Origin of the sequence: Arenimonas oryziterrae DSM 21050 = YC6267 (assembly GCF_000420545.1) — a bacterium.
GTDB classification, from domain to species: domain Bacteria; phylum Pseudomonadota; class Gammaproteobacteria; order Xanthomonadales; family Xanthomonadaceae; genus Arenimonas; species Arenimonas oryziterrae.
The window spans coordinates 339938-352073 of sequence record NZ_ATVD01000002.1; the positions used below are offsets into that span (position 1 = coordinate 339938).

9 protein-coding genes and 1 tRNA gene are annotated in these 12136 nt (G+C 64.7%); 1 reads left to right on the forward strand and 9 read right to left on the reverse strand.

The window, feature by feature from the left end; genetic code table 11:
* Window positions 1–154: 154 nt before the first annotated feature.
* Complete coding sequence (locus G467_RS0106295) at window positions 155–1552, forward strand: GntP family permease (RefSeq protein WP_026802425.1); 1398 nt, start codon at window positions 155–157, stop codon at window positions 1550–1552.
* Between the two features lie 71 nt (window positions 1553–1623).
* Here G467_RS0106295 and pnp read toward each other — a convergent pair whose 3' ends face one another.
* The 9 genes from pnp to nuoN all read right to left on the reverse strand — a co-directional run bounded on the left by pnp (window position 1624) and on the right by nuoN (window position 12124).
* Window positions 1624–3726 (reverse strand): polyribonucleotide nucleotidyltransferase, encoded by a 2103-nt coding sequence (pnp, locus tag G467_RS0106300; RefSeq protein ID WP_022968888.1) that lies wholly within the window; start codon window positions 3724–3726, stop codon window positions 1624–1626.
* Window positions 3727–3843: 117 nt separating this feature from the next.
* On the reverse strand, window positions 3844–4104 hold the full coding sequence (gene rpsO / locus G467_RS0106305; protein ID WP_022968889.1) for a 30S ribosomal protein S15: 261 nt from the start codon (window positions 4102–4104) through the stop codon (window positions 3844–3846).
* A gap of 169 nt (window positions 4105–4273) precedes the next feature.
* Complete coding sequence (truB, locus tag G467_RS0106310) at window positions 4274–5203, reverse strand: tRNA pseudouridine(55) synthase TruB (protein ID WP_022968890.1); 930 nt, start codon at window positions 5201–5203, stop codon at window positions 4274–4276.
* A 25-nt stretch (window positions 5204–5228) separates the two neighbouring features.
* Window positions 5229–5612 (reverse strand): 30S ribosome-binding factor RbfA, encoded by a 384-nt coding sequence (gene rbfA / locus G467_RS0106315; protein ID WP_022968891.1) that lies wholly within the window; start codon window positions 5610–5612, stop codon window positions 5229–5231.
* Window positions 5612–8242 carry a translation initiation factor IF-2 gene (infB, locus tag G467_RS0106320; RefSeq protein ID WP_022968892.1) on the reverse strand — a complete coding sequence of 877 codons (2631 nt, stop codon included), beginning with the start codon at window positions 8240–8242 and terminating at the stop codon, window positions 5612–5614. Before infB ends, rbfA begins: the two co-directional genes overlap by 1 nt.
* Before the next feature lie 70 nt (window positions 8243–8312).
* Entirely contained in the window at window positions 8313–9800 is a 1488-nt protein-coding gene (nusA, locus tag G467_RS0106325; RefSeq protein ID WP_022968893.1) for a transcription termination factor NusA, read from the reverse strand.
* A 31-nt stretch (window positions 9801–9831) separates the two neighbouring features.
* On the reverse strand, window positions 9832–10371 hold the full coding sequence (gene rimP, locus G467_RS0106330) for a ribosome maturation factor RimP (RefSeq protein WP_022968894.1): 540 nt from the start codon (window positions 10369–10371) through the stop codon (window positions 9832–9834).
* 177 nt (window positions 10372–10548) lie between these two features.
* A tRNA-Met gene (locus G467_RS0106335) sits at window positions 10549–10625 on the reverse strand.
* Between the two features lie 50 nt (window positions 10626–10675).
* Window positions 10676–12124, reverse strand: coding sequence for an NADH-quinone oxidoreductase subunit NuoN (gene nuoN, locus G467_RS0106340; RefSeq protein WP_022968895.1), 1449 nt, complete (start codon window positions 12122–12124; stop codon window positions 10676–10678).
* Between the last annotated feature and the right edge of the window lie 12 nt (window positions 12125–12136).

Here is a 12136-nt window from a genome sequence, read left to right on the forward strand (position 1 = left end):
CCCCTTTGTTTCTTATGGATAGCTGCGGACGGCCGGTCGGCCGGTTACAGCGCAGCCTAGGTTCGTGCCACCGCGGACGCACTTGTACCTTCGTACAGTGTGCCCGCCCACCGCCAATGCCGACACTCCACGCCATGCATGCAGGGAGCGGATGATGGATTTTGTGATCGTGTTGGCGGCGCTGTGCTTCCTGATGTTCGTCGCCTATCGCGGCTACAGCGTGATCCTGTTCGCTCCCGTCGCTGCGCTAGGCGCGGTGCTGCTCACCGATCCGGGCCTGGTCGCGCCGATGTTCACCGGCCTGTTCATGGACAAGATGGTCGGCTTCCTAAAGCTGTACTTTCCGGTGTTCGTGCTCGGCGCGATATTCGGCAAGCTGATCGAGCTCGCCGGTTTCTCGCAAGCGATCGTCGGCGCCACCATTCGCGTGCTCGGGCGTAGCCGGGCGATGCTGTCTATCGTGGCGGTCTGCGCCCTGCTCACCTACGGCGGTGTTTCGTTGTTCGTGGTGGTGTTCGCGGTCTATCCCTTCGCTGCAGAGATGTTCCGCCAGAGCGATATCCCCAAGCGCCTGATTCCCGCGACGATCGCGCTCGGTGCGTTTACCTTCACGATGGATGCCCTGCCGGGCACACCGCAGATCCAGAACATCATCCCGACCTCGTTCTTCGGCACGACCGCCTGGGCCGCGCCCTGGTTGGGCACGATCGGCGCGTTGTTCATCCTGGCGGTCGGCTTGAGCTATCTGGAATGGCGTCGGCGTTCGGCCCTCGCGGCGGGCGAAGGCTATGGCGGCGATCTGGTCAACGAACCGGCGCCGTTCTCCGGCGAACGCCTGGTCAACCCCTTGATCGCCCTGTTGCCGCTGGTGCTGGTAGGCGTGAGCAACAAGGCGTTCACCACGCTGATTCCGCAGTTCTACGGCGCCAGCCACGAATTTCTTCCCGCCGTCATCGGTGATGCGAAACCGGTCGTGCAGGAGGTCGCGAAGGTCGCGGCGATCTGGGCGGTCGAAGGCGCCTTGCTGATCGGCATCCTCACGGTCCTGGCATTCGCCTGGAAACCGGTCATGAAAAGCTTTGCAGAAGGCTCGAAAGCCGCGATCGGTGGCGCGTTGCTCGCATCGATGAATACCGCTTCCGAATACGGCTTCGGCGCGGTGATCGCGTCCCTGCCCGGCTTCCTGGTCGTTGCGAACGCGTTGAAGGCGATTCCCGATCCACTGGTCAACGAAGCGATCAGCGTGACCGCGCTTGCCGGCATCACCGGTTCGGCCTCGGGCGGCATGAGCATTGCGCTGGCCGCCATGTCCGAAACTTTCATCGCCAACGCCCAGGCGGCGCATATTCCGATGGAGGTGCTGCATCGCGTGGCTGCGATGGCCTCCGGCGGCATGGACACGTTGCCGCACAACGGCGCGGTGATCACCCTGCTCGCCGTCACCGGTTTGACCCACCGGCAGAGCTACAAGGACATCTTCGCGATCACCCTGGTCAAGACGATGGCGGTGTTCGTGGTCATCGTGGCGTTCTACCTGACCGGCCTGGTGTAGACGCCGTCGAATCGGGACAAACAAAAAGCCGCCCGAAGGCGGCTTTTTGATGGCAGCGAAGCAGCGAGGGCTTAGACGACGCCTTCGCCTTCCGCCACGGCCTTCATCGACAGGCGGATGCGGCCCTGCTTGTCGACTTCCAGCACCTTGACCTTGACCACGTCGCCTTCCTTGAGCTTGTCGGAAACCTTCTCGACGCGCTCATCGGAAATCTGCGACACGTGCACCAGACCATCCTTGCCCGGAGCGATCGTGACGAACGCGCCGAAGTCCATGATCTTGGCGACCTTGCCTTCGTAGATGCGGCCCGGCTCGACGTCGGAGGTGATCTGCTCGATGCGCGCCTTCGCAGCCTGGGCGGCGGCGGCGTTGACCGAGGCGATGACGATGGTGCCGTCGTCCTGGATGTCGATCTGGGTGCCGGTTTCCTTGGTGATGCCCTGGATCGTGGCGCCGCCCTTGCCGATCACTTCGCGGATCTTGTCCGGATGGATCTTGATGGTCAGCAGGCGCGGAGCGAACTCGGACAGCTCGGCGCGCGGCGTGGTGATCGCCTTGGCCATTTCACCGAGGATGTGCAGGCGGCCTTCTTTGGCCTGGGCCAGCGCGACCTTCATGATCTCTTCGGTGATGCCGTCGATCTTGATGTCCATCTGCAGCGCGGAAATGCCGTTGCTCGAACCGGCCACCTTGAAGTCCATGTCGCCGAGGTGATCTTCGTCGCCGAGGATGTCCGACAGCACGGCGAAGTCGCTGCCTTCCTTGATCAGGCCCATCGCGATACCCGCGACCGGCGCCTTCACCGGGATGCCGGCGTCCATCAGGGCCAGCGAGGAACCGCAGACCGAGGCCATCGACGAGGAACCGTTCGACTCGGTGATTTCCGACACGATGCGAATCGTGTACGGGAAGCTCTCCATCGACGGCATGATCGCCTGCACGCCGCGGCGCGCAAGACGCCCGTGGCCGATTTCGCGACGCTTCGGACCCATCATGCGGCCCGCTTCACCCACCGAGTACGGGGGGAAGTTGTAGTGGAACAGGAAGTGGTCCTTGGTCTCGCCTTCGATCGCGTCGATGATCTGACCGTCGCGGGCGGTGCCGAGGGTGGCGATGACCAGGGCCTGCGTCTCGCCGCGGGTGAACAGCGCCGAGCCGTGGGTGCGCGGCAGCACGCCGGTCTTGACCGTGATCGGACGGACCGTGGACAGGTCGCGGCCGTCGATGCGGACGCGGGTGTTGAGCACCGACGCGCGCATGGTGTTGTATTCGAGCTCGCCGAATTCCTTCGACATTTCGGCCGACTGCCAGCCGAGCTGCTCGGCCTGGGCCTTGAGCGACTCGAGAGTGGCTTTCTTCAGCGCGGAAATCGCGTCGCGGCGCTGCAGCTTGTCGCGGACCTGGAACGCGGCGGCGAGGTCGTTGCCGACCGCAGCCTTCAGCGCCGAGATCATCGCTTCGTTCTTGGCCGGGGCCTGCCAGTTCCACGAGGCGGCGCTGGCTTCGACGGCGAGTTCGTTGATCGCGCGGATCGCGGTCTGCATCTGCTCATGGCCGAACATCACGGCGCCGAGCATCACGTCTTCCGACAGTTCCTTGGCTTCCGACTCGACCATCAGCACGGCGTTCGCGGTGCCGGCGACGACGAGTTCGAGGTCCGAGGTCTTCAGCTCGGTCGTGCTCGGGTTCAGCACGTACTTGCCGTTGATGTAGCCGACCTTGGCGGCGCCGATCGGGCCCTTGAACGGGATGCCCGAGATGGCGAGCGCGGCGGACGCGCCGAGCAAGGCGGCGATGTCGGCGTGGATTTCCGGATTCATCGACAGCACGGTCGCGATGACCTGCACTTCGTTGCGGAACTCTTCCGGGAACAGCGGGCGGATCGGGCGATCGATCAGGCGCGAGACCAGCGTCTCGCGCTCGGTGGCGCGGCCTTCGCGCTTGAAGAAGCCGCCCGGGATGCGGCCGCCGGCGTAGAAACGCTCCTGGTAGTCGACCGTCAGCGGGAAGAAGTCCATGCCTTCTTTCGCGTTCTTGTTGCCGACCGCCGTCACCAGCACGACGGTGTCCGCCATGCGGACGATGACCGCACCGCTGGCCTGACGCGCGACTTCGCCCGTCTCCAGGGTGACCTGGTGCTGTCCGTACTGGAATGTCTTGGTTACTTTCGCCACGAGTTTTATTCCTTCAGTCGTATCTTCCGCGACGAGCACCCCGCTCGCCGGGTGTGGCGCCCTTGCGGACGCCCAAAATAAACGCGGCGCATTTCTGCGCCGCGTGGTGTTCGTTGCTTAGCGGCGCAGGCCCAAACGCTCGATGAGGGTCTGGTAGCGCGTGACGTCCTTTTTCTTCAGGTACGCCAGCAGGCTGCGGCGCTGGTTGACCATCTTGAGCAGGCCGCGGCGGGAATGGTGATCCTGCTTGTGGGCCTTGAAGTGCTCGCTGAGCTGGTCGATGCGCGCGGACAGCAGGGCAACCTGGACTTCCGGCGAACCGGTGTCATTGGCGACGCGACCGAATTCGGAAATGATCTTGCTGGAATCAACGGACATGATGCTTTCTCTCTGTGATGCGTGGCTGGCAGGAACGCCGTCGGCATGACGGTGCACCGCGTGGCCCGCCGGTTGGTAAATGTGCTGGGATCAGCCCCGTAATTGTAGACCGCAGGGGTCTTTCGGGACAAGGGTTTGCGTGCCCCGAAACCGGGCGACGCGGCCCGTTTCAGACCTGCGCGGCCCAGCGGAACAGCCGTTTGGGACGCAATTGTCCGTCCGCGTCGACTTCCGCCAGGCCCAGGGATCGCCCCTGGGCATCGGTGACGTTCACGTCGCCGGCCGGGACAGGTTCGTGAAGACGCAACAGCTGGCCCTGCCCCAGGCGGCGCGCCTGGTCGGCATCGAGCACCAGACGGCGCCACTGGCTCAATCCCGCCTCGACCGGCAGCAGGCAGCCGTCCAGGACGTCCTCGCCCTGCCCCGCGAGTTCACGCAGGCTTTCGAGGGTATGCATCGGTCGATCGCGAAAGGGATCGACCCAGAGCCGGCGCAGTTCGGTCACGTGCGCGCCACAGCCCAGGGCCTCGCCGAGATCGCGGACCAGGCTGCGCACATAGGTGCCCGACCCGCAGGTGATGCGCAGCCGGAGCGTGGTGTCGGCGAGGTCCATGAGCTCGATCGCATCGACCAAGACCTCGCGCTCGGCGACCTCGATGATTTCGCCGCGGCGCGCCTTGGCATACAGCGGTTCGCCGCCCTGCTTGAGCGCCGAATAAATCGGCGGGCGCTGGCGGATGCGGCCCTGCAGCGGCAACAGCAAACGTTCGACCCCTTCTCTCGACAAGGCGGGAATGGCGCGCTCGCGCAGCACGCTGCCGTCGGCATCGTCGGTATCGGTCGTCGCGCCCAGACGTGCCATGGTTTCGTAGGCCTTGTGATTGCCGAGCAGGTGTCCGGCGATCTTCGTCGCCTCGCCAAAGCACACGGGCAACAGGCCGGTCGCGAGCGGATCCAGACTGCCGGTATGCCCGGCCTTCTCGGCACGAAACAAATGGCGCACGCGCTGCAGCGCCTGGTTCGAGCTGATGCCGGCGGGCTTGTCGAGCAGCAGGATGCCGTCCAGCGAGCGGAAGACGGTGCGCGGAAGTTTGTTCATCACCGATCCGGACCGGAACGACGGATCAGCTTTCTTCGTCGGACGGCGCGTCGGCATCGTCGCTGGGCGGATTCTCGCGCAGCAAGGCATCGATGCGCAGACCCTTGTCGACGGAATCGTCGTAATGGAAATGCAGTTCCGGCGTGTGCCGCATCTTCACCGCCTGCGAGAGGCGGTAGCGGATTTCCGGCGATACGGCTTTCAAGCCCTTGACCGCCTCGAGCGAACGCTCGGGCTGCAGGGCGGTGACGAACACTTTCGCGTGCGCCATGTCGCGCGTGACTTCCACGTCCGAGACGCTCACTGATGGCAGGCCATGCTCGCGCACGGCCTGGTGCACCAGGATGCCCAGCTCGCGACGGAGCTGGGCGGAAACGCGGTCGGTGCGATGGAAGCTCTTGCTCGGCATCAGAGCGTACGCTGCACTTCGATGCGCTCGAAGCACTCGATCTGGTCGCCCGGCTGCACGTCGTTGTAGGCCTTCACCGCGATACCGCACTCGGTACCGGACTTGACCTCTTCGACGATGTCCTTGAAGCGACGCAGCGATTCCAGCTCGCCTTCGAACACGACGACGCTGTTGCGCAGCACGCGGATCGGCTTGTTGCGCTTGACCGTGCCCTCGATGACCAGGGAGCCGGCGACCGCACCAAACTTGGAGCTGCGGAACACGTCGCGGACTTCGGCGATACCGATGATCTCTTCGCGGATCTCCTTGCCCAGCAGACCGGATGCGACCTGCTTCACCTGGTCGATGACGTCATAGATGATCGAGAAGTAGCGCAGATCCAGGCCGTTGCTCTCGATGATGCGGCGGGCGCTGGCGTCGGCACGGACATTGAAGCCGATGATCACGGCCTTGGCACCGGCCGCACGCGTCGCGTCGGACTCGGTGATGCCGCCCACGCCGGATTCGATCACATTGATGTTGATCAGGTTGTTGGACAGCGCGGTCAACGACTCGCGCAACGCCTCCACCGAGCCCTGCACGTCGGCCTTGACCACGATGTTGAGCGTCTGCTGACCGTTCGCCTGGCCCATCTGGGCGATGACGTCTTCCATGCGGCTGCCGGGCTGCTTGACCAGGCGCGATTCGCGGCGCTTGGTGTCGCGCTGCTGGGCGACGTCGCGCGCCAGGCGCTCGTCGGCCACCACCACGAAATCATCGCCGGCATCGGGCACGCCGGACAGGCCGAGCACCTGCACCGGGATCGACGGACCCGCCGATTCGGTCTGCTTGCCGTTCTCGTCGAACAGCGCGCGGACGCGGCCGTAGTGCACGCCGCACACCAGGTAGTCGCCCTTCTTGAGCGTGCCCTGCTGAACGAGCACGGTCGCGACCGGACCACGACCCTTGTCGAGCGAGGATTCGATGACCACGCCGGTGGCGCGGGCGTCGACTACCGCACGCAGCTCCATGACTTCGGCCTGGATCAGGATCGCGTCGAGCAAGGCGTCCACGCCCATGCCGGTCTTCGCGGACACGGGAACGAACTGCACATCGCCGCCCCACTCTTCCGGCACCACTTCCAACTTCACCAGGCCCTGCTTGATGTTGTCGGGATTGGCTTCGGGTTTGTCCATCTTGTTCATCGCGACCAGCAGCGGCACCTTGGCGTCGCGTGCGTGCTTGACCGCTTCGATCGTCTGCGGCATCACGCCGTCATCGGCGGCCACCACGAGCACGACGATGTCGGTGAGCTTGGCGCCGCGTGCGCGCATCGAGGTGAAGGCCGAGTGACCCGGGGTATCGAGGAAGGAAATGACGCCCTTCTCGGTTTCCACGTGGTACGCGCCGATGTGCTGGGTAATGCCGCCGGCTTCGCCGGAGGCGACCTTGGTGCGACGGATGTAGTCGAGCAAGGACGTCTTGCCGTGATCGACGTGGCCCATGATCGTGACGACCGGCGGACGCACGGACTTGGCGCCCTGCACTTCATCGACATGCGCTTCGAGGGCGACCTCGGCATCGTCGTCGTTGGCTTTCGTGGCCTTGTGACCCAGCTCCTCGACGACCAGCACCGCGGTGTCGTGGTCGATGACCTGGTTGATGGTGACCATCATGCCCATCTTGAACAGGGCGCGGACCACTTCGCCGCCCTTCATCGCCAGCTTGTTGGCGAGTTCGGAGACGACGATGTTCTCGCCGATGAACACTTCACGCACGATCGGTGCGGTCGGGCGCGAGAAGCCGTGCTGGCCCGAGCTCGTACGCGAGGGCTCGGCCATGCGCTGCTTGGGACGCTTGCGATTACCGGCGGCGCCACGACGAGCGCGTTCGTCGGCGGTGAGGTGCAACTGGCCGGCGACATACAGCGGCGTCGCGCCTTCTTCGCCTTCGTTGTCGACCATCGCGTGCGAACCGCGCGCCTTGTGCTTGGGCGCAGTCTTGCTGTTGTTGCTGACCGGCGCTTTCGGCGCAGGGGCCTTGTCGCGCGGCATGTCGACCTTGTGCGGACGCGGTGCGTGCTTGTCGTCGCGCGGCTTCGGCGCGACCACTGCAGCAGGAGCGACCTCGTCCTCGACGGTCTCGTCGTCGGCGACCACGGCCACTTCCTCGCGCGCCTTGCGGGCGGCTTCTTCGGCCTCGCGGCGGGCGATTTCCTCTTCGCGACGCTTGCGGTCGACTTCGCTCAGCGCGGCCAGTTCGGCGTCGTTGCGCGTCTTCGAGGCTTCGAGCTTGCGCAGCGCGTCTTCGCGCTCGTCGTTGACCGGCGTCTCGACGGCATCGCGCTTGACGTAGGTGCGCTTCTGTCGCACTTCGACGGCGACGGTCGACTTGGTCTTGCCGGCGCTGACGGTCAGTTCCTCGACCTTGCGACGCTTGAGCGTGATCTGTTTCGGCGCAGCCGTCTCAGCCGGCTTTTCATCCTTGCCATGGGTACGGCGCAGGAAGCCGAGCAGCTTCATCTTCTCGGTGCTGCTGACCACCTGATCCGGCCCGCTGAAGGTCATGCCCGCGCCGGCCAGCTGCTCGAGCAGCTTTTCGGTGGGCATTCCCAGCACTTTGGCCAGCGAACCTACGGTGACTTCAGACATTTGGTTGCGATTCCTTGCGTTCGGCGCTTCGTGCGCCCGTGGTAATTCTTCGTGTCGAACCGGGCGAGGATCAGGTGAACCAGTGCTGGCGCGCAGCCATGATCAGCTTGGCGGCGTGCTCGGCGTCCATGCCTTCGATGTCGAGGATTTCGTCGACCGCCAGCTCGGCGAGATCGTCGCGGCTGACCACGCCGCGCGACGCCAGGATGTAGGCGGTGTGCTCGTCCATGCCCGGCAGCGACAGCAATTCTTCCGACGGCTTGTGGTCTTCGATTTCTTCCTCGACGGCCAGCGCTTCGGTGAGCAAGGCGTCGCGGGCGCGGGCGCGCAGTTCCTCGACGATGTCCTCGTCGAAGCCTTCGACGGCAAGCAGCTCGGCGGCCGGCACGTAGGCGATTTCTTCGACCGTGCTGAACCCCTCGCTGACCAGGATGCCGGCGATTTCTTCGTCGACTTCCAGCTTGTCCATGAACAGCTGGCGGGCGGTGGCCTGCTCGGCCTCGCTCTTGGCGGTGACCTGGTCCTGCGTCATCACGTTGAGCTGCCAGCCGGTCAGGCGGCTGGCGAGGCGCACGTTCTGGCCGCCCTTGCCGATCGCCTGCGCGAGCTTGTCTTCGGCGACCGCGAGGTCCATCGAGTGCTTTTCTTCATCGACGATGATCGACTGCACTTCCGCCGGCGCCATCGCATTGATGACGAACTGGGCGGGATTGTCGGACCACAGCACGATGTCGACGCGTTCGCCGTTGAGCTCGTTCGACACCGCCTGCACGCGCGAACCGCGCATGCCGATGCAGGCGCCGATCGGATCGGTGCGGTGATCGTGCGCGAGCACGGCGATCTTGGCGCGGTCGCCCGGATCGCGCGCGGCGGCCTTGATCTCGACCAAGCCCTGGCCGACTTCCGGCACTTCGAGCTTGAACAGCTCCATCATGAATTCCGGTGCGGTGCGCGAAATGAACAGCTGCGGACCGCGCGCTTCGGCGCGCACGTCCAGCAGGTAGCCGCGCACGCGGTCGCCCGGACGCAGTACGTCGCGCGGGATGGCCTTGTCCTTGGGAATGAAGGCCTCGGCATTGCCGCCCAGGTCGACATAGACGTTGCCGCGCTCGACGCGCTTGACGACGCCGTTGATCAGTTCGCCGACGCGATCCTTCCACGCTTCCAGCACCTGCGCGCGCTCGGCTTCGCGCACGCGCTGCACGATGACCTGCTTGGCGGCCTGGGCGGAAATGCGGCCGAACTCCGGATTCTCGATCTGCTCTTCGACGAATTCGCCGACCTGCGCATCGGGATTGTCGTCGATGACGTCCATGAGGCGGATCTGGTGATCCGGCGACTCCATCACGACGTCGTCGGCAACCACTTCCCAGCGGCGGAACGTCTCGTAGACGCCGTCCTTGGGATTGATGGCGACGCGGACGTTCACGTCCTGGTCGTGATAGCGCTTCTTGGCAGCCGAGGCCAGCGCGGCCTCCATCGCTTCGATGATCACTCCGCGCGGCACGCCCTTTTCATTGGCGACCGCTTCCATGACCAGCAACAGTTCCTTGCTCATGATGCTTACTCCGTGCAGGCGCTCGCGCGCCTCAGCCCTTGTCAGATTCGTTGGTCTTGCGGCGTTTGCCGCGTTGTCCGCCCGGTTTTTCCGTGATCAGCCCGAGGGCGACCAGGTCCGGCACCAGGCGGGCCTTCTCGATATTGTCGTGGGCAACGGCGAACTCGCCCTTGCCCTCTTCCGCGATGATCACGGTCTCGCCTTCGACGCGAACGATGCGTCCCTGCAACCGGCGACGTCCGTCCTGCGGCAGGCGCAGACTGACCTTCGCTTCCTCGCCGACGAAACGCGCGAACTGTGCCGCGGTGAACAGCGGCCGGTCGATGCCCGGCGAAGACACTTCCAGCGTGTACTGCGACGCGATCGGATCGTTCACGTCCAGCACGGCCGAGATTTCGCGACTGACCGCTTCGCAATCCTCGATCGCGACCGGCCGGCCCTCGACGTCGATGTACAGGCGAAGCAGGGAACTGTGGCTCGACGGCGCGAATTCCACGCCGAGCAATTCCAGCCCCAACGCAGCGACCGTGGGCGTGAGCAACTCGACGATTTCTTCCGCTTTTCCTGCCATGTTTCTGCTGTTCTCGATGCCTTGTGTTCGATGCCTGCCGTGGATGCCGGACGCAAATCCGGAAAACAAAAAAGGGCCGTGAGGCCCTTTTCCGGTACATCCTGGTTCCGGTGTCTTCGGGTGCCGAGGCACCTTCCGACAAGACCGGGCGACTCCCGAGGGAGACCGCCTTGAAACTGGTAGCGGGGGCAGGATTTGAACCTGCGACCTTCGGGTTATGAGCCCGACGAGCTGCCAGACTGCTCCACCCCGCAACAGTGAACCGCGATTATAGCCGCCTCCCCGTTTTCGGCGCAAGCCTTGTTTATGCCGGGAACGCGAGGCGGCACCAGTTCACGATCGGTTCGGCGAAGATGCCCAGCACCAGCAAGGCCGAGGCATTGAGCACGAAAACAGCGCGCAAGTGGCTGTCCGCGTTGATCTGCGGGCCGTCGCCCTCGGCTTCTTCGAAGAACATCGCGCGGATCACACGCAGGTAATAGAAGGCGCCGATCACCGCACAGACCACCGAAAGCACCGCCAGCCAGGCCAGGTCGCCGGCCAGGGCCGCACGAATGACCTCCAGCTTGGCCCAGAAGCCCAGGAACGGCGGCACGCCGGCCAGGGACGCCATGATGAACAGAACCATCAGCGCGTACATCGGATTGCGCTGCCACAGGCCGCGGAAGTCGCTGATGCGGTCGGACTCGAAGCCGCGCCGCGACAGCAGGATGATCGCGGCGAAGCCCGCGGCGGCCATGATCGAATACGCGATGGCGTAGAACATCGCCGCCCCGTAGCCCGTGTTGGTCGCATTGGCCAAGCCCATGAACAGGAAGCCGACATGGGAAATGGTCGAGTACGCGAGCAGGCGCTTGAGATTGGTCTGCGCAAGCGCGATCAGGTTGCCGATGATCAGCGACAGCGCCGCCAGCCAGGCCAGCATGAGCCGCCATTCGCCGTCGACCGGGCCCACGCCTGACTCGAGCAGGCGATAAGCCATGCCGAAAGCGGCGAGCTTGGGCACCGAGCCGATGAACAGGGTCACGGCGGTCGGCGCGCCCTGGTAAACGTCGGGCAGCCACATGTGGAACGGCGCCGCGCCGAACTTGAAGCCGATGCCTACCACCACGAATACGACGCCGAACATCAGCATCGTCTGTTCGCTGGAATTGGCGGCCGCCGCGTAGATCTCGTTCAACTGCAGGCTGCCGGTGGCGCCATAGATCATCGACATGCCGTACAGCAGCAGGCCCGAGGCCAGCGAGCCGAGGATGAAGTACTTCATCGCCGCTTCCGACGAAGCGTAGTTGTCGCGGTCCATCGCGACCAGGCCGTACGAGGTCAGCGCCAGCAGCTCCAGGCCCAGATACAGGGTCACCATGCCGCCGGCCGACACCATCAGCATCATGCCGAGCAGCGCGAACAGGATCAGTGCGTAGAACTCGCCCTTGAACAGGTCGCGATCAACCAGATAAGGCTTGGCGTAGATGAAGACCAGCGCGGTGACGCCGTACATGCCCATCTTGAGCACGTCGCTGGCGATGTCGCGCACGAAGAACTGGCTGAATGCGTAGGTCTGCCCCGTCGCCATGTCCCGGGCGGTGAGCACCGCCGCCGCGACCAGGATCAGCAGCGCGAGGAAGTGGGTCAGGCCCCGGCGCTGGGGCGAGATGAACAGGTCCACCATCAGCAGCGCGAAGGCGGCCGCGCAGACGAACAGCTCGGGAATGAGCGTGTGCAGGTCGGCGCTGGTAATGATCGTCGGCAGCATGTGCTAAGTCCC